General features: G+C 64.0%; 18 protein-coding genes. 6 read left to right on the top strand and 12 right to left on the bottom strand.

The features are described 5' to 3' along the window. The 3 genes from ACPZMI_RS11930 to mqo all read right to left on the bottom strand — a co-directional run. On the bottom strand, positions 1-435 hold a 435-nt coding region (locus ACPZMI_RS11930; RefSeq protein WP_426352284.1), incomplete at its 3' end, for an IS110 family transposase. Between the two features lie 266 nt (positions 436-701). Next, entirely contained in the window at positions 702-1,100 is a 399-nt protein-coding gene (locus ACPZMI_RS11935) for a RidA family protein (RefSeq protein WP_426352285.1), read from the bottom strand. A 115-nt stretch (positions 1,101-1,215) separates the two neighbouring features. Next, complete coding sequence (gene mqo / locus ACPZMI_RS11940; RefSeq protein WP_186709653.1) at positions 1,216-2,790, bottom strand: malate dehydrogenase (quinone); 1,575 nt, start codon at positions 2,788-2,790, stop codon at positions 1,216-1,218. Positions 2,791-3,043: 253 nt separating this feature from the next. Between mqo and ACPZMI_RS11945 the strand changes: the two genes are divergently transcribed. From ACPZMI_RS11945 to ACPZMI_RS11955, 3 genes are read left to right on the top strand one after another with little or no spacing between them, the layout of a single operon-like run. Continuing rightward, complete coding sequence (locus tag ACPZMI_RS11945; RefSeq protein WP_186665064.1) at positions 3,044-4,264, top strand: putative DNA modification/repair radical SAM protein; 1,221 nt, start codon at positions 3,044-3,046, stop codon at positions 4,262-4,264. Beyond that, on the top strand, positions 4,255-5,088 hold the full coding sequence (locus ACPZMI_RS11950; protein WP_186665066.1) for a TIGR03915 family putative DNA repair protein: 834 nt from the start codon (positions 4,255-4,257) through the stop codon (positions 5,086-5,088). Before ACPZMI_RS11945 ends, ACPZMI_RS11950 begins: the two co-directional genes overlap by 10 nt. A gap of 54 nt (positions 5,089-5,142) precedes the next feature. Next, complete coding sequence (locus ACPZMI_RS11955; RefSeq protein ID WP_054890753.1) at positions 5,143-5,361, top strand: DUF2970 domain-containing protein; 219 nt, start codon at positions 5,143-5,145, stop codon at positions 5,359-5,361. Between the two features lie 294 nt (positions 5,362-5,655). Here ACPZMI_RS11955 and ACPZMI_RS11960 read toward each other — a convergent pair whose 3' ends face one another. After that, entirely contained in the window at positions 5,656-6,735 is a 1,080-nt protein-coding gene (locus tag ACPZMI_RS11960) for an ABC transporter substrate-binding protein (protein WP_426352286.1), read from the bottom strand. A gap of 216 nt (positions 6,736-6,951) precedes the next feature. Here ACPZMI_RS11960 and ACPZMI_RS11965 point away from each other — a divergent pair, with 216 nt between their 5' ends. The 3 genes from ACPZMI_RS11965 (at position 6,952) to ACPZMI_RS11975 (ending at position 10,785) form a co-directional block, all read left to right on the top strand. Then, entirely contained in the window at positions 6,952-8,604 is a 1,653-nt protein-coding gene (locus ACPZMI_RS11965; RefSeq protein WP_186709650.1) for a nitrite/sulfite reductase, read from the top strand. Further along, on the top strand, positions 8,588-9,082 hold the full coding sequence (locus ACPZMI_RS11970; RefSeq protein ID WP_426352287.1) for a DUF934 domain-containing protein: 495 nt from the start codon (positions 8,588-8,590) through the stop codon (positions 9,080-9,082). The genes ACPZMI_RS11965 and ACPZMI_RS11970 overlap by 17 nt, the downstream gene beginning before the upstream one ends. A 125-nt stretch (positions 9,083-9,207) precedes the next feature. Then, positions 9,208-10,785: a hypothetical protein gene (locus ACPZMI_RS11975; RefSeq protein WP_426352288.1), complete on the top strand. Its 1,578-nt coding sequence runs from the start codon at positions 9,208-9,210 to the stop codon at positions 10,783-10,785. 63 nt (positions 10,786-10,848) lie between these two features. On the opposite strand, the gene ureG is transcribed toward ACPZMI_RS11975, so the two are convergent. From ureG to ACPZMI_RS12015, 8 genes are read right to left on the bottom strand one after another with little or no spacing between them, the layout of a single operon-like run. Continuing rightward, positions 10,849-11,472, bottom strand: a complete 624-nt coding sequence (ureG, locus tag ACPZMI_RS11980; RefSeq protein WP_186665077.1) for an urease accessory protein UreG — start codon at positions 11,470-11,472, stop codon at positions 10,849-10,851. 11 nt (positions 11,473-11,483) lie between these two features. After that, complete coding sequence (locus ACPZMI_RS11985; protein WP_426352289.1) at positions 11,484-12,158, bottom strand: urease accessory protein UreF; 675 nt, start codon at positions 12,156-12,158, stop codon at positions 11,484-11,486. After that, positions 12,158-12,703: a HupE/UreJ family protein gene (locus ACPZMI_RS11990; RefSeq protein WP_063545045.1), complete on the bottom strand. Its 546-nt coding sequence runs from the start codon at positions 12,701-12,703 to the stop codon at positions 12,158-12,160. Before ACPZMI_RS11990 ends, ACPZMI_RS11985 begins: the two co-directional genes overlap by 1 nt. Positions 12,704-12,732: 29 nt before the next feature. Next, a complete protein-coding gene (ureE, locus tag ACPZMI_RS11995; protein WP_186719188.1) occupies positions 12,733-13,200 on the bottom strand; it encodes an urease accessory protein UreE in 468 nt (155 codons plus the stop codon). 10 nt (positions 13,201-13,210) lie between these two features. Further along, positions 13,211-14,914 carry an urease subunit alpha gene (gene ureC / locus ACPZMI_RS12000; protein ID WP_288376756.1) on the bottom strand — a complete coding sequence of 568 codons (1,704 nt, stop codon included), beginning with the start codon at positions 14,912-14,914 and terminating at the stop codon, positions 13,211-13,213. Continuing rightward, entirely contained in the window at positions 14,911-15,228 is a 318-nt protein-coding gene (locus ACPZMI_RS12005) for an urease subunit beta (RefSeq protein WP_186665089.1), read from the bottom strand. The genes ureC and ACPZMI_RS12005 overlap by 4 nt, the downstream gene beginning before the upstream one ends. 19 nt (positions 15,229-15,247) lie before the next feature. After that, on the bottom strand, positions 15,248-15,550 hold the full coding sequence (locus ACPZMI_RS12010) for an urease subunit gamma (protein ID WP_186665091.1): 303 nt from the start codon (positions 15,548-15,550) through the stop codon (positions 15,248-15,250). Between the two features lie 11 nt (positions 15,551-15,561). Next, positions 15,562-16,395, bottom strand: coding sequence for an urease accessory protein UreD (locus ACPZMI_RS12015; RefSeq protein ID WP_426352290.1), 834 nt, complete (start codon positions 16,393-16,395; stop codon positions 15,562-15,564). Positions 16,396-16,708 lie beyond the last annotated feature (313 nt).

Consider the following 16,708-nt stretch of genomic DNA (forward strand, 5'->3'; position numbering starts at 1 on the left):
TTTCAGGCGCCGCCGGTCGTCATCTCGCTGCTGGACTAGACGATCACGCTGCTGCAGCAGCTCGCGCAGCAACGCCCTCTGCGGACTGATCTGCAGAGTCGGTTTATCTGGGATAACTTCGGCGAAATGTGCCAATACCGCAGCGTCGATGGCGTCGGTCTTGGCTTTGATGTTCATGGACTCGGCAAACGACCGGGCTCGCCTGGGATTGACGCGAATGACCTTGTAGCCAGCGCTCTGCAGAAAGCTCAGAACCTCACGCTCGTATCCGCCTGTCGCCTCCAGCAGGATGCGCTCGATCTTGAGACCTCGAAGGCTCTTCTCCAATACCTCGAAACCTGCCAGATCGTTGGTGACATTGATCTTGAGGCTCTGGGGACGAACCGCTATGTCCAGCGTGCGACAGGAAACATCGATACCCACAAAGGAAACCATCGCCAAAATCTCCTAGACTCAACAGAGTGAGAGAACTTTGGCTTGGCCCACGCTTGTGATTCGAGATCAGAGCCGCATCCAACTGTTCGGGCTCTCGCCAAAGTGGAACGGTGAATGGCAGCTTGTGCTCCTACTCGTGCTCAAGGCACATGCGGCATGCAGCTTGCCATTCACCGCTCTCACTCCAGATTCTAATCCCCTATCAAGACACAAGCGGGCTTGTCCCGCGATGAGGCCGGTACAAGCGCTACATCTCACCTCCTGCATCACCCCTGGCGCACCACCGCCACGCACTTGATCTCCACCAGCAGCCCGTCATGGGCCAGCTCGCTGACACCGATACAGGTCCAGGGGCAGCTTCCCCGTGGGAACAGCTCGTCCTTCACCGCACGAAACACCGCCATGTGCTCGCGCAAGCCGACATGATAGGTGGTCAGTTCCACCACATCCGCGAAATCGCAACCGGCAGCCGCCAGCACGTCCCTCAGGTTTTCCCACGCCGCGTGAAACTGCTGGCGCGGGTCGACGATGACCTGCAGATCTGCCGTACGCCCCACCTGACCGGCCAGATACAAAGTATTACCGACCTTCAAGGCCGGCAGATAACCGGCGCGCTCGGCAAGTTTTTGCTGGGAGGCGGGAATGATCGGAGTGCGGTCGCTCATCGAGGATGTCCAGTGCTTGAGATTGGACGCATCTTAGCAAGCGAACAGCAAAGCGGCCTGGGGCATGGCGGCACGCCTCTGGCGGCCCTGCACCAGGGCCGCCAGCCCGCCGGGCTCAGCCCGCTGGCGAAGTCAAAGGCTGCAGTTGCAGCACTTCATTGGTGTAGTCCCACTCCTGCTGCACCTTGTCAGGATGCTCGTTCAACTTGAGCCCGTAGCTGGGGATGATCTGGTGCAGCTTCTCCTGCCACGGTGCCGATGCGACCTTGTCCTTGAACACCTTGCGCAGCAGGTCGAGCATGATCGGCGGCGCGGTCGAGGCGCCCGGCGAAGCCCCCAGCAGGCCGGCAATGCTGCCGTCGGCAGAGGTCACGACCTCGGTGCCAAGCTTGAGCACCCCGCCCTGCTCAGGGTCTTTCTTGATGATCTGTACGCGCTGCCCAGCCTGCCACAGGCGCCAGTCCTCTTTCTTCGCATGGGGGAAGTAGGTCTGCAGCGCAGCGAAGCGGTCGTCGTCCGACTGCATGACCTGGCCGATCAGGTACTGCACCAGGTCGAACTCGCGGACCCCGACACGCACCATCGGCCAACTGTTGTGCAGGGTCATGCTGCCGAACAGGTCGAGCAGCGAGCCCTCCTTGAGAAACTTGGTCGAGAAGGTTGCAAACGGCCCGAACAGGATCACCCGCTTGCCATCGAGCACCCGGGTATCCAGATGCGGCACCGACATCGGCGGCGCCCCCGTCGAGGCGATACCGTAGGCCTTGGCCATGTGACGATCGGCAATGGCGGCGTTCTCGGTCACCAGGAACGATCCGCCAACCGGGAAGCCTGCGTACTCCTTCGCCTCGGGGATGCCCGACTTCTGCAACAGCGGCAGCGCCGCGCCACCGGCGCCGATGAACAGAAACTTGGCATCGGTAGCCGACGTGCTGCCATCCTTGAGGTTCTTGTACTCCACATGCCAAGAGCCGTCGTCATTGCGGGTGATGTCCTGCACTTCGCTGGAAAGCTTGAGGTCGAAGTTGGGGCGGGTCTGCAGGTACGCCACGTACTGGCGGGTGATCTCGCCGAAATTGACGTCGGTGCCGATCGGCGTCCAGGTCACTGCAAGCTTCTGGTTCGGATCGCGCCCCTCCATCATCAACGGCACCCACTTGGCGATCTGCGCGTTGTCTTGCGAATACTGCATGGGCTTGAACAGCGGGCTGGCCTGCAGTGCCTCATAGCGTTTACGCAGGAAGCGAATATTGTCATCGCCCCAGACAAAGCTCATGTGCGGGGTGGCGTTGATGAACGAGCGTGGATTCTTCAGCACGCCCTGCTTGACCTGCCAGGCGAGAAACTGCCGGGTGACCTGGAACGACTCGTTGATCTCCACCGCCTTGCTGATGTCGATCTTGCCGTCCTTTTCAGGGGTGTAGTTCAGCTCGGCCAGCGCCGAATGCCCGGTACCGGCGTTGTTCCAACCGTTGGAGCTTTCCTCGGCGACCTTGTCCAGCCGCTCGATCATCTCCATCGACCATCCGGGCTCGAGCTCGTTGAGCCAGACAGCAAGCGTGGAGCTCATGATCCCACCGCCCACCAGCAATACGTCAACCCGCTTGCCCTCGGCAGCCTGTACACCCGTCAGGGCAAAGGCCAGGGCCAGGCCCGCCAGGGCCGGTTTGAATGCGATTCCTCTGTTCATGCTCCCTCCGTCGAGGCGCCGCTGGCCCCGATCCTGTCCGTGAATGTGCCTTGCCCCTGGTCCGCGCACCCGTGCCTTTGGTGTCCAAAAGCTCAGGCAAGCTTAGCTGAGTGATTCACTCAGGTTAGCCGCACGCGCATTCAGGTTCTGAAGGCGGATCCGCTGGCAGGCCGTCAGGCGACTTCAAGAAGCCTCTTGCAAGTCGACCGCTCTGCAAATACTGTATGAAAAACCAGTATCACGAGACATCCCCATGCAACTCATCGCCAAGCTCGGCATCCTCGCCGACGCCGCCAAATACGATGCTTCCTGCGCCAGCAGCGGCGCGCCCAAGCGCAGCTCGCGGGGGCGTGACGGGCTTGGCGCGACCGATGGCATGGGCATCTGCCACAGTTACACCCCCGATGGGCGCTGCGTATCGCTGCTCAAGGTGTTGCTCACCAACTTCTGCCTGTACGACTGCCAGTACTGCGTCAATCGCCGCTCCAGCAACGTGCCTCGCGCACGCTTCAGCCCCGAGGAAGTGGTGCGCCTGACCCTCGACTTCTACCGGCGCAACTGCATCAGCGGGCTGTTCCTGAGTTCGGGCATCATCCGCTCGGCCGACTACACCATGGAGCAGTTGAATCGAGTGGCGCGGCTGTTGCGTGAAGAGCATGGCTTTCGTGGCTACATCCACCTCAAGACCATCCCCGATGCCGATCCACTGCTGATCGAGGAAGCCGGGCGCCTGGCCGATCGCCTGAGCGTCAACGTCGAACTGCCCACCGAGGCCAGCCTCAAGCGCCTGGCCCCAGAGAAACAGGCGCACACCATCCGCCAGGCCATGGGCGTGATTCACCAGGGCCAGCAGGCCGTGGCCAACGAACCCAGGGCGCCACGCTTCACCCCGGCCGGGCAGAGCACCCAGGTGATCGTCGGCGCCGACGCCACCGACGACCGCACCCTGCTGCGCAACGCCGAATCGCTGTACCAGGGCTATGGCCTCAAGCGTGTGTACTACTCCGCCTTCAGCCCCATCCCGGACAGCCCCAACAGCGTGCCGCTGGCCGCCCCGCCGCTGTTGCGCGAACATCGCCTGTACCAGGCCGACTTCCTGATGCGCGGCTACGGCTACAAGGCTGGCGAGCTGCTCGGCCAGGCCGGCAACCTGGCGCTGGACATCGACCCCAAGCTGGCCTGGGCCCTGGCAAACCGCGAGGTCTTTCCGCTGGACCTGAATCGCGCCGAACCCGCCCTGCTCGCCCGCATCCCCGGTATCGGCCTGCGCAGCGTGCAGCGCCTGGTGACACTGCGCCGCGAGCGGCGCATTCGCTACGACGACCTGATCCAGTTGCGTTGCGTGCTGGAAAAAGCCCGTCCGTTCATCGTCACCAGTGATTACCGCCCGGCCCAGGCCGAACTGCGCAGCGGCCTGTTGCGCCAACGCCTGCGCGAGCCGCAGGCGCCGGTGCAGATGGGGCTTTGGGCATGATCGCGCTGGATTGCGACGACCTGTTCGACACCTGGCGCAAGCAAGCGCGGGTACTGCTCGGCCATGGCATCGACCCGGCCGACGTGACCTGGAGCCAGGGCCCGATGGACGACCTGCTCGCCATTGCCACGCCGTTGCCAGAAGGGCCCGGCCCATTCCGCCCGCGAGTGCCGGCGGCCTTGCTCGCACAACTCGAGCAGGCGGCGCGCTATCGCGGCGCGCAACGCTGGAACCTGCTGTACGAAGTGCTCTGGCGCGTCGCCCATGGGGATCGCACGGCAATGCTTGCCGGTGATCGCCTGGGCAGCGAGTTGCAGCGGCGTATCAAGCAGGTCTCCCGCGAGGCGCATCACCTGCACGCCTTCGTGCGCTTCGTGCCGCTGCCGGAAGCGGTCGCCGAACGCCTGCAACTGGACCTGGTGGCCTACCACGAACCCGCCCATGACATCCTTGAAAGCGCCAGTAGCCATTTTGCCGATCGCCTCGGGCGCCAGCGCTGGCTGATCGCAACGCCCACCGATGGCATTCGTTTCGACGGCAGCAATCTCGACTACCGTCGGCAATGTCCAGGTGAGTGGATCGACTGGGCACGCCATGCCGAAGATCCCGGCGCCGAACTGTGGCGTACCTACTACCGCTCCACCTTCAATCCGGCGCGGTTGAATCCTGATGCCCTGCGCCTGCACATGCCGGGGCGGTTCTGGCGCCACTTGCCCGAAGGCATGCTCATTCCCCAGCTCGAAAGCCTGGCGCGCCAGGGCAAACAACGTGACGGCCAGGCACTGGAGGTGGGCTTGCAGCGAGGCAAGCGGGTCGGGCGCTGAGCGCCGTTCTTGCCTACACTTTCGCTGATTGCCTCAGATTTTCCAGGAGCGACCATGGACGATTCCAGCCAAGGCAAGCCGCCAACCTTCTGGCAGATGCTGCACAGCATCCTCGCCGCCGCCTTCGGTGTGCAGAGCGGCAAGAACCGCGCACGCGACTTCACCCACGGCAAGGCCAGCCACTTCATCGTGATGGGGGTGATGTTCACCCTGGTGTTCATCCTGGTGCTGGTGGGGCTGGTGCAATTGGCGATGCACCTGACGGGGCGCTGATTGCCCTTGAAACGCGATACCACCGCCCAAACGCATCCGCCCGCGGAATTCCCTCCCGCGGGCGGCTCAGTTGCGGTTCACGGTCTGAAATTTGCGTTACTGATGGCTGACCCAATACACAGCGGTCACGACAACCAGCACGATCAGGCACAGGATCGCCCAGGCGTCGACACTGCTGTCAGGCTTGCGGAGCTTGGTCGGGTTTCCCATTGCATTACCTCTTGTAGTGGTTATGGGAATGCACGTCACATCAGCAGTTAAGCCCAGCAATGCCCTTTGCTCAAGCAGGGTTTTTCAATAATCGACGGGTGACGTCAGGAACGGGTAGCGATAATCGGTGTCTCGTCCCTCGGCGCTGTAGCGCTGAAAGTCGACGCCATAGCCTTTACGGGCGCTCAGTTCGAGCCAGCGCCTGGCCTTCACCGCATCGATGGCCTGCAGCACCGGCAGGCGGTACAGGTGTTGCCCGTCACGGTCCAGCGCCAGGCCCCGGGCATCGTCATGCAGCATCACCATGGCCCAACCACCCAGGCTGAAGTGCCCGCCCATGAGCACGCTCAGTCGCCCATCCACGCGAGCCTGCAAGGCCTCGGGTGAACTGTTGACCGCACTGAACAGCACATCGCGCCCCGGCACCCGGCCAACCGCCTCGAATGCCTGCATCGCACCGAACGCCATCTCGTCGTTCGCCGACCACACCAGGCGCACGCGTGGATAGCGCTGCAGCAGCAGTTGGGCCTGTTCGAAGGCCCGTTGGCGACTCCAGCCGCCATACACCACCTGGCGCAAGCGTACCTGCGCAAGCTCGGCCAACGCCCGCCGCATGCCCTGCTCGCGCAGTTGCGAAGCCGGCGTGGTGCTGATGCCGGAGAACGCCAGCAGCTCGATCGGTTCGCCAGTCCTGGGCAAACTGGCGACCAGATCGTGCAGCATCTGGTAACCCGCCTGTTCGTCATTGCCGACCAGCGACGCGAGCAGCGCGGCATACTTGCCCGGCTGCGCCTGAATCTCCTCGGCCTGCCCCTCGGTCAGGGCGTTGTTGACCAACAGCAGCTTGACCCCGCTGCCCTGGGACAGCCGCATGATCTCCGGCGCGACGTACTGCTCGTTGACCAACACCAAATAGTCCGGCTTGTGCGCCCCCCGCAGAACGGCCCGCGCCTGCTCGAGTTGCCGCTCGGCCTGGCGCTCGCCGTATTCCACCCGCAGGTCCATCCCCAGATCGTCGGCGGCGGCCTGCATGAAGTGCGAATAACTGACCCAGAACGTCTCATCGGACAAGCCCGGGTTGAGAAACACCACCGAAGCCGCCTGGGCGCTCGCCACCAATGGCAGACCCAGGCACAGACTGCGGCACAGCGCCCTGATGAACATGCGCAACATCCCTGCAATGCAAAGGGGCTCAGTATAACGGCGCCGGGCCAGCCACCCGACAAATAGCAGCCAGTCTCACTTAGTCCAATTGGTTCTTTTCATATGCAAAAACATCACTTTAGCGCATAAATACAACCTGTTATCGTTCCCCCGCTCCGACCCGGAGTGCGCGGCCGTGCGCGCGATTAGCTGCATGCAGCCTGAGACAGGACTTTTATGTACGTATACGACGAGTACGATCAGCGGATCATCGAGGACCGCGTCAAGCAGTTCCGTGATCAGACCCGCCGCTACCTGGCCGGTGAGCTGAGCGAAGAAGAATTCCGCCCTCTGCGCCTGCAGAACGGCCTCTACATCCAACGTTTCGCGCCGATGCTGCGTGTCGCCGTGCCTTACGGCCAGCTGAACGCCGGCCAGGTCCGCATGCTGGCGAAGATCGCCCGTGACTACGACAAGGGCTACGCCCACATCTCCACCCGCCAGAACGTGCAGTACAACTGGCCGGCGCTGGAAGACGTCCCGGACATCCTGGCCGAACTCGCCACCGTGCAGATGCACGCGATCCAGACCAGCGGCAACTGCCTGCGCAACGTCACCACCGACCAGTTCGCCGGTGTCGCCGCCGATGAGCTGATCGACCCGCGCCCCTGGTGCGAGATCGTCCGCCAGTGGACCACCTTCCACCCGGAATTCGCCTACCTGCCGCGCAAGTTCAAGATCGCCGTCAACGGCTCGAAGGACGACCGCGCCGCCATCGAAGTGCACGACATCGGCCTGGAGCCGGTGCACAACGAAGCCGGCGAGCTGGGCTTCCGCGTCCTGGTCGGCGGCGGCCTGGGCCGTACCCCGGTGATCGGTGCGTTCATCAACGAGTTCCTGCCCTGGCAGGACCTGCTCAGCTACCTGGACGCCATCCTGCGCGTGTACAACCGTTACGGCCGCCGTGACAACAAGTACAAGGCGCGGATCAAGATCCTGGTCAAGGCCCTTACCCCGGAAGTGTTCGCCGAAAAGGTCGAAGCCGAGATGGCTCACCTGCGCGGCGGCAGCACCACCCTGACCGAAGCCGAGCTGCAACGCGTCGCACGTCACTTCGTCGACCCCGAGTACCTCGCGCTGGAAAACGTCGACTACAGCGCCCTGGACCAGGAAAACCCTGGCTTCGCCCGCTGGCGTTCGCGCAACACCCGCGCCCACAAGAAGCCGGGTTATGTCGCAGTCACCCTGTCGCTCAAGCCCACCGGCGTAGCCCCAGGCGACTTGACCGACAAGCAGCTCGATGCCGTCGCCGACCTGGCCGACCGCTACAGCTTCGGCCACCTGCGCACCTCCCACGAGCAGAACATCATCCTCGCCGACGTCGAGCAGCGTCAGCTGCACGCGCTGTGGCTGGAACTGCGTGAAAGTGGTTTTGCCACGCCGAACATCGGCCTGCTGACCGACATCATCTGCTGCCCGGGTGGCGACTTCTGCTCCCTGGCCAACGCCAAGTCGATCCCGATCGCCGAATCCATCCAGCGCCGCTTCGACGACCTGGACTACCTGTTCGACATCGGCGAGCTCGACCTGAACATCTCCGGCTGCATGAACGCCTGCGGCCACCACCACGTGGGCCACATCGGCATCCTCGGCGTGGACAAGAAAGGCGAGGAGTTCTACCAGGTGTCGTTGGGCGGCAACGCCGCGCGCGATGCGACCCTTGGCAAGATCCTCGGCCCCTCCTTCGCCCAGGACGACATGGCTGACGTGATCGAGAAGCTGATCAACGTGTACGTCGAGCAGCGCAACGAAGACGAGCGCTTCATCGACACCTACCAGCGTATCGGCATCGACCCATTCAAGGAACGCGTCTATGCAGCGAATCATTAAGAACAACCAGCTCGTCGACGAAACCTGGCACCTGCTGCCCAAGGAAACCTCGTTCGACGAACTGACCAACTGCGACGACTACATCGTTCCGCTGCAGCTGTGGCGTGACCATGCCCATGCCCTCAAAGCCCGCGACGGCGGCCTGGGCGTGTGGCTGGACAGCGACGAAGAAGCCGAGGAAATCGGCGAGGACGTCCAGCACTTCCAGGTCATCGCCCTGAACTTCCCGGCGTTCACCGACGGGCGCAACTACTCCAATGCGCGCCTGCTGCGTGACCGCTACCAGTACAAGGGCGAACTGCGCGCCATCGGCGACGTCCTGCGCGACCAGTTGTTCTACATGGCCCGCTGTGGTTTCGACGCCTTCGCGATCCGTGCCGACAAGGACCCGCAAGACGCGCTGCAGAGCCTGAAGGACTTCTCGGTCACCTACCAGGGTGCCACCGACGAGCCGCTGCCGCTGTTCCGCCGCCGCTGATCGCCGCCTGCTGTAACGAACGGCCCGCCTTCTGGCGGGCCGTTTCGTTTGCGGGATTTTCTAATGTTGGGTGCTGGCCTGCCGATATCACTGACGTACCCGCACCTCAATTCGGCAGGACGCTAATGAATCCGATAACAGCAGCACAGCGCCTGGCCCCGGTCCTGACTGCCCCGCGACCAGCTCCGACCAGCGCCAGCAACCCGACCGGCATCGCCAGTGCCTCGGCAGTCCCGAGCACCAGTGTGATTCTCGGCCAGAACAACACCATCAGCGATTCCGAGACCTACTCGCGCCAGGGGCTGCTGCCAGGCCAGGTCCGCTATGTCTGGGAAAACGACAGCCAGGACAAGCTCGCCACCACACTGCAGACAGCCTTCCAGTCGTCCAGCAGCGCAGGCCGCTTCAAAGGCATTGGTGCGGCCTTGATCGAGCAGCTTGCACAGAACGGCGGCAAGAACATCTCGCAGTCGGTGTTCGCCTTCAGCGACGACTCTCCGATCGACCCTGGCGTGCTCAAGCTGCAGCAGCAGCGCCTGCGCGAGAATCCCGACAGCGGCGTCACCTTCAGCCTGACCACCGCTTCCGGCGCGACCATCCGCTTGTCGCTGGCCAGTGGCGAGAAGGGCCTGGCGGTGAGCGCCGAAGTCGAAGGCGGCTCGCTCAGCGCCGAAGAACTCAAGGGCTTGGGCAACCTCGCCGACGCCTTCCAATCCACCATCGACGGCCTCAACGAGGTGCCACCCCAGCTCAAGCTCGGCGCACTGGTCAAGCTCGATCCGAAGCTGTTCAGCGCCTTGCAGATGAGCAGCAAGTTCCAATCCCTGAGCGGCGAGCAGACCTTCTCCCTGAGCCTCGATGACAAGGCGCGCAGCCTCAGCCTGCAGGGCCCTTCCGGCCAGGTGCAACTGAGTCTGGACACCCAGGACGCCGAGCTGCTGGGCAAGTCGGCGCAGCGCAAGGCGGCGATCGACAACTACCTGACCCAGTTCGACGCCGCCCAGCGCCGCGGTCGTGGCGACGAGAACCTGATGAACCTGTTCAAGACCGCGTTCACCCAGCTCAACAGCATCGACGACAATCGCCAACCTGCGGTGCAAAGCCCATCCGCCCTGAACGACAAGGACCGTGCCCTGCTCAGCGGCCTGGCCGACTTCAGCGCATCGATCAGCGAAACCACGCGCAGAAGCAACCCGATGCGCCAGGACGAAACCGACAGTTTCACCTTCAGCGCCTCGCAGAGCACCACGGTCAAGAGCCGTGGCATGCAGGACCGCTCGGTGGAGCAGAACCAGCAGAGCAAGCTCACTGCCTCGTTCCACCGCGGCCTCAATCCGTTGACCAACCTGATACTGGGCAGCGACCGCGAGTCGCAGAACTACAGCTACCACCTGATCGACGACCAGGCCAGCAGCACCACCCGCCTGGCCTATGACAAAGGCCAACTGGTTGAGGCCAGCGCGACCCAGCAGGCGAGCCAGAAAGAGCGGATCCTCACCTATGTCGATGGCGACCTGAAAAGCGACGTGACCACGCCCAAGGCCGTGACCCAGTCGCGCAACGTGCTGAGCTTGCTCAAGGATGCGTTCGAGCAGGACCGCATCGCCCAACGCGATCGCGGTGTGTCGCTGCTCGAGGGGCTGCTGCAATCGCAGCGCAGCCGCTGGTTGCTGCAGGCCGATCCTTCGAAGATCGCGGCCTGACAAAGGACCTGTGGGCGCGGCAAACCGCCGCTGCCACAGGGCCGAGTAAAGCTCAGAGAAGGCTTACCCCCTCACCCCCAACATCCCGCGATCGACGATGAAATCGATCACCGCCTGCAACCCCTCCCCCTTCTTCAGGTTGCTGAACGTCCAGGGCCGCTCGGGACGCATGCGGTTGGTGTCGCGCTCCATCACCTCCAGCGACGCACCGACATAAGGTGCAAGGTCGGTCTTGTTGATCACCAGGAAATCCGACTTGGTGATGCCCGGCCCGCCCTTGCGCGGGATCTTCTCGCCTTCGGCGACGTCGATCACATAGATGGTCAGGTCGGCCAACTCCGGGCTGAACGTGGCACTGAGGTTGTCGCCACCGCTCTCCACGAAGATCACCTCCAGGTTGCCGAACTTGCGCGCCAACGCCTCGACCGCCGCCAGGTTCATCGAGGCATCCTCGCGGATTGCGGTGTGCGGGCAGCCGCCAGTCTCGACGCCGACGATGCGCTCAGGCTCCAGAGCACCGGCCTCGGTGAGGATGCGCTGGTCCTCCTTGGTGTAGATGTCGTTGGTCACCACGGCGATGTGGTAATGGTCACGCATGGCCTTGCACAGGGCCTCGAGCAGCGCGGTCTTGCCGGAGCCGACCGGGCCGCCGACACCGACGCGCAGGGGTTGCTGATAGCTTTGCATGTTGGCAATCCTCAGGAACGGAACAAACGGGTGTATTGGGTTTCGTGGCGTGACGAGGCAATGGCCAGCAGCGGCAGGCCGCCGCCCAGTTCGTCATCCTCCAGGGTCAGGGCCTGGTCGAGCACGGCGGGCAGCTCGGCGCCCAAGTCGCGCAGCAAGGTCTGGGCCGCCTGTTGGCCGAAAGGCACCAGCTTGACCCCGGCCATGACGGCGCCTTCCAGCCAGGCGAAGCCATGACCAAGGGCCAGGTCGCGCAGCGCAATCGACCAATGCGCGCCCAGCCAGGCCATGCCGCCGAGCTGGGAGAGTTCGATGCTCTCACGCCAGGCTGGCGCCTGGGCCAGTTGCCAGCCATCGAGCAGCCGCGCCAGGGCGCTACCTCGCTGGCGTTCTTCCAGCCGCAGCTCAGCCGTCTCGCGGTTGGCCAGCAGAAACTGGGTCCAGCGTGCGAAGGCCTCGGCATCATCGCCCTGGCATGCCCGGTAGAGGCGCGCCAGCAATGGCCAGTCAAGACAACCCAGGGTGTCGTGCAACTGCTCACGCTGCCAGGCACAAAAGCCGGCCGTGTCACGCACCCAGCCCGCCTCGACGGCCCACTCCAGGCCTTGCGAATAGGTGAAGCCACCCACCGGCAGGCCCGGGCTTGCCAGTTGCAGCAGGCGCAACAGCGCCAGGTCGCTGCTCATCAGCCGGCCAGCACGAACGCGGCACCGGCCAGCAAGCCGCCACCGAACAGCTTCTGCAACTTGCTGTGGCGACGCAGCAGGCAGCCCACGCCAAACCCGACCACCAGCAGCAGCGCACTGACGGTGACGAAGCCTGCGCTGAACATCCAGAACGCGCTGGGCGTTGCTTCAACGCCGTGGGCCCAGCCATGGAACAGGGCGAACACCGGCATGGCCAGGGCCAGCAGTACCTGGCGATTAGGCAGCAGCATGGCGCAGGCGGCCACCACCAGTGAGATGGAGATCATGGTCTCGACACCGACCAGGTCGCCGAACAGATGCCCCAGCACCGCGCCGCCGAACATCGCCGAAAGCGTGGCCAGGGGCAAGCTCAGGTTGCGTCGGGTCAGTGCGGCCAGCACGCCGGTACCCAGCAGCATGAGCAGGTGGTCCAGGCCCGTCAGCGGGTGCAGCAAACCGTCCTGCAGCGGGTTGTTGTCGTGGCCGGGGTGAGCGAAGGCTGGCAAGGCGATCATCAGTAAAGCGAGGGCAAGGGCTTTTTTCATTGTGTGCTCCAAGGCAGTTCGGAAGGTGTTTACAGGCGAACGAAGGGATGATTGTGGGCGTGCCCGTGAGGAGCACTCTGGTAGGCGCCAGCCTCCGGCTCGAACGGTGCCTGCTCGATCAGCACCTCAAGACCGAGGCCGCGCACCATTTCGTCCAGCACATGATCATGCTGGTAGCGCAAAAGGCCGGCCTCGATCTGCAACGGCACATGGCGATTGCCCAGATGGTAGGCCGCACGCGCCAGCAGCAACGGATCGGCGCAGCGCACCGTGGAAACGCGCTCCGGTGCTGCCAGCACCTGCACCACGTGCAGGCCATCGGCATCGGCGAGCAGTTCGCCACCGCGCAGCAGGTGGCCGCGTTCGAGCATCAGACCGGCTTCGCGGCCATCGTCGAGGGTCACGCGCAGGCGGCTCTTGATTCGGCTGTCCACATCCAGGGTGACAGTGCCGCTGACCGAGGCAGCCTCGGCGACACGGCGGGTCAGGACAATCATGCTTGCTCCTTCAGAACAGGAAATAACGCTGGGCCAGTGGCAGTTCGCTGGCCGGTTCGCACACCAGCAACTCGCCATCGGCGCGCACCTGGTAAGTTTGGGCATCGACCTCGATCAACGGCTGCAGGCCGTTGTGCACCATGTCGGCCTTGCGTACCCGGCGACAGCCGCGGGTGACCCCGATCAGGCTGCGCAGCCCCAGTTCCTCGGCCAGCCCACGGTCCATGGCGGCCTGGGGCAGGAAGGTCATGCGCGTGGCGTGGCGCGCCGCACCGAAGCTTGCGTACATTGGGCGGTAATGCACCGGCTGCGGGGTCGGGATCGAGCCGTTGATATCGCCCATGGGCGCCGTGACGATCAAACCGGCCTTGATCACCGCCGACGGCTTGACACCGAAGAACGCGGGCGACCAGACCACCAGGTCGGCCAGCTTGCCCACCTCCACCGAGCCGACCTCATGGGCGATGCCATGGCTCAGCGCCGGATTGATGGTGTACTTGGCGATGTAGCGCTTGACCCGGAAGTTGTCGCTGTAGCTGCTGTCCGGCGCCAGGGGGCCGCGGCGAACCTTCATCTGGTGAGCCACCTGCCAGGTCCGCAGCACCACTTCGCCGACCCGGCCCATGGCCTGGGAATCGGACGAGGTCATGGAGAACGCGCCCATGTCGTGGAGGATGTCCTCGGCGGCGATGGTCTCGCGGCGGATGCGCGACTCGGCGAAGGCCACGTCTTCGGCAATGCTCGGGTCCAGGTGGTGGCAGACCATGAGCATGTCCAGGTGCTCATCCACGGTGTTGATGGTGTAGGGCAACGTCGGGTTGGTCGAGGACGGCAGCACGTTGGCCTGCCCTGCCGCGCGAATGATATCCGGTGCATGCCCCCCACCAGCCCCCTCGGTATGGAAGGTGTGGATGGTGCGATCGCCAATCGCTGCCAGGGTGTCCTCGATGCAACCAGATTCGTTGAGCGTATCGCTGTGGATCGCGACCTGGATGTCCATCTCTTCGGCCACGCTCATGCAGCAATCGATGGCCGCCGGCGTCGAGCCCCAGTCTTCGTGCAGCTTCATGCCCATGGCACCGGCCGCGATCTGCTCGCGCAGCGGCTCGGGTTTGGAGACGTTGCCCTTGCCGAGAAAGCCGATATTGATCGGCAAGCTGTCGGCAGCCTGGAGCATGCGTGCCAAATACCAAGGCCCCGGCGTACAGGTAGTGGCGTTGGTGCCGGTCGCAGGACCGGTACCACCACCGATGAAGGTGGTGACGCCGCTGGTCAGCGCTTCATCGACCTGCTGCGGGGAAATGAAATGGATGTGTGTATCGATGCCACCTGCGGTGACGATCTTGCCCTCGGCAGCGATCACTTCCGTCGCCGCGCCAACCGGGATGGTGACGCCGGGTTGCACGTCTGGGTTGCCAGCCTTGCCAATGGCGACGATACGCCCCCCGCGCACGCCGATGTCGGCCTTGACGATCCCCCAGTGATCGATGATCAGTGCGTTGGTCAGCACCAGGTCCACGGCTTCGGCGGCCAGCATCTGGCCCTGCCCCATGCCATCGCGGATGACCTTGCCACCACCGAACTTGACTTCCTCGCCATAGATCGTGAAGTCCTTCTCCACTTCGACCCACAGCGCCGTATCGGCCAGGCGCACGCGGTCGCCGACGGTGGGGCCGAACATGTCGGCGTAGGCCCGACGGGAAATACGGCTCATGCCTTGTCCTCCAGCGCGCCCATCACCTTGCCCTGGAAGCCATAGACTTCGCGCTTGCCGGCGTAGGCCACCAACTGCACGGTACGTGACTGGCCAGGCTCGAAACGCACGGCGGTGCCGGCGGGGATGTCCAGGCGAAAGCCTCGGGTCGGCTCGCGCTCGAACACCAGCGCGTCGTTGGCTTCGTAGAAGTGGTAGTGCGAGCCGACCTGCACCGGGCGGTCGCCATGATTGGCAACGCTGACGCTGACCGTTTCGCGGCCGACATTGAGCTCGATGTCGCCTGGGGCGACCTGGATTTCTCCGGGAATCATGAATGCCTCCTGGGCAGCGTCAGACGATAGGTTCGTGGACCGTCACAAGCTTGGTGCCATCGGGGAAGGTCGCTTCCACCTGGACGTCCGGGATCAGCTCAGGCACACCGTCCATGACCTGGTCACGGCTGAGCACCTCGCGGCCCAGGCTCATCAGCTCGGCCACCGTGCGGCCGTCCCGCGCGCCCTCCATCACCGCAGCGCTGATCAGCGCCACCGCTTCGGGGTAGTTGAGCTTCAGTCCACGGGCCAGGCGGCGCTCGGCAACCAGCGCGGCGGTGAACAGCAGCAGTTTGTCTTTCTCTCTCGGGGTCAGCTCCATGGGAGGCTCTCTCAGGTGGCCCAGATGCGCGGCGGGCTCGGCGCCAGGCCCAGTACGGCCGGGCGCAACAGATGCCAGAGGCGCTGCAGGGTGCGTTGCACGTGTTGGTTGTCGTTATCGAGCAGGCGAATCACCAGCAACGGCCCGAGCAGGGTCGCGCCAGCCGGGGTTTCCACGTCGTCGAGCAGCTGGCGTACCTGCTCGAGCAGGGCCATATCGGCAGGTGCGGCGCAGAACGTCGCGACCAGCGGATAACCGCCGAGTTTTTCCAGGTGCCCGCCTTCTATGCGCAGGCGCTCGTGGAGCCCCGGGTCGTCCGGCAGCTCGACGCGCAGTCGGCTGTCGAGGGCGCCATGATCGAAGCGCTCGCTCATCACCGGACGCCCCAGGCACAGGGTTTCCCAGGCCAGCAGGCGGGCGCCGGGTTCGAGGGTGAAACGGCTGTCGAGCCGGGCGCGGGCACCATCGAAGAAGATGCTGTCGTGGGGCAGCCACTCCAGCGAGCTGTCGGCCGCCAGGTGGAAGCGCTGCGCCAGGTGCGCGGTCGGGCCGATGCTGCGGTAGAACTTGCTCGCGCCAGGCATGGTCAGCAGCGCGTGGCTGCCAGGTTCCAGGTGGATATCGAGCTCGAGCCGGTCACCGGCGACGACGCCACCTGGGGGATGAAGGATGTAGACATGGCACGGCGCGCCTTCGGGATAAAAAGGGCGCTGCACCAAAAGAGGGCCGAAATGCTTTCGTGCACCAAGACGAGTCGTATCCCCGCGTTTGACGAAGCGCAATTGCAGGTGTGCACTCCAGCCGGAATCGCTCCCAGGTTGTTCGATTTGTTGCGCGGACGACATCCTGCAGCCCCTGAAATCCGTGGTGTTGCTAAGTTTTGGCTGATCTGTCGCGTTTACCTACGATGGGGTACGCAATGACCGCTTGTCTGAAACTGCTGAGCTGATATAGCAGGTTGCGGGCCAACTACGCAGATGAACGAAGATGAAATTCTTCGGCCTGCGCTCCGGGATAGGGCGGCATGCACAACTGGAGAGCGGGTGTGAGCCCGGTTTCGGTGCTCATGGGCATCGGGTCTGTGCCAGATACTGCGATAAAGGGCAGCGCGAATTTCGCCAGACGACGTTGCGACAATCGACCACACCACGACCGCCA

It is taken from the genome of Pseudomonas wayambapalatensis (assembly GCF_049942315.1).
Lineage (GTDB): Bacteria > Pseudomonadota > Gammaproteobacteria > Pseudomonadales > Pseudomonadaceae > Aquipseudomonas > Aquipseudomonas wayambapalatensis.

Excerpts from the sequence above, each read along its gene's own strand:
- ACPZMI_RS11945 (WP_186665064.1), top strand. The coding sequence starts at position 3,044 with ATGCAACTCATCGCCAAGCTCGGCATCCTCGCCGACGCCGCCAAATAC.
- ACPZMI_RS11965 (WP_186709650.1), top strand. The coding sequence starts at position 6,952 with ATGTACGTATACGACGAGTACGATCAGCGGATCATCGAGGACCGCGTC.
- ureE (WP_186719188.1), bottom strand. The coding sequence starts at position 13,200 with ATGATTGTCCTGACCCGCCGTGTCGCCGAGGCTGCCTCGGTCAGCGGC.
- ureC (WP_288376756.1), bottom strand. The coding sequence starts at position 14,914 with ATGAGCCGTATTTCCCGTCGGGCCTACGCCGACATGTTCGGCCCCACC.
- ACPZMI_RS11990 (WP_063545045.1), bottom strand. The coding sequence starts at position 12,703 with ATGAAAAAAGCCCTTGCCCTCGCTTTACTGATGATCGCCTTGCCAGCC.
- ACPZMI_RS12010 (WP_186665091.1), bottom strand. The coding sequence starts at position 15,550 with ATGGAGCTGACCCCGAGAGAGAAAGACAAACTGCTGCTGTTCACCGCC.
- mqo (WP_186709653.1), bottom strand. The coding sequence starts at position 2,790 with ATGAACAGAGGAATCGCATTCAAACCGGCCCTGGCGGGCCTGGCCCTG.
- ACPZMI_RS12005 (WP_186665089.1), bottom strand. The coding sequence starts at position 15,228 with ATGATTCCCGGAGAAATCCAGGTCGCCCCAGGCGACATCGAGCTCAAT.
- ACPZMI_RS12015 (WP_426352290.1), bottom strand. The coding sequence starts at position 16,395 with ATGTCGTCCGCGCAACAAATCGAACAACCTGGGAGCGATTCCGGCTGG.
- ureG (WP_186665077.1), bottom strand. The coding sequence starts at position 11,472 with ATGCAAAGCTATCAGCAACCCCTGCGCGTCGGTGTCGGCGGCCCGGTC.
- ACPZMI_RS11960 (WP_426352286.1), bottom strand. The coding sequence starts at position 6,735 with ATGTTCATCAGGGCGCTGTGCCGCAGTCTGTGCCTGGGTCTGCCATTG.
- ACPZMI_RS11935 (WP_426352285.1), bottom strand. The coding sequence starts at position 1,100 with ATGAGCGACCGCACTCCGATCATTCCCGCCTCCCAGCAAAAACTTGCC.
- ACPZMI_RS11975 (WP_426352288.1), top strand. The coding sequence starts at position 9,208 with ATGAATCCGATAACAGCAGCACAGCGCCTGGCCCCGGTCCTGACTGCC.
- ACPZMI_RS11985 (WP_426352289.1), bottom strand. The coding sequence starts at position 12,158 with ATGAGCAGCGACCTGGCGCTGTTGCGCCTGCTGCAACTGGCAAGCCCG.
- ACPZMI_RS11955 (WP_054890753.1), top strand. The coding sequence starts at position 5,143 with ATGGACGATTCCAGCCAAGGCAAGCCGCCAACCTTCTGGCAGATGCTG.
- ACPZMI_RS11970 (WP_426352287.1), top strand. The coding sequence starts at position 8,588 with ATGCAGCGAATCATTAAGAACAACCAGCTCGTCGACGAAACCTGGCAC.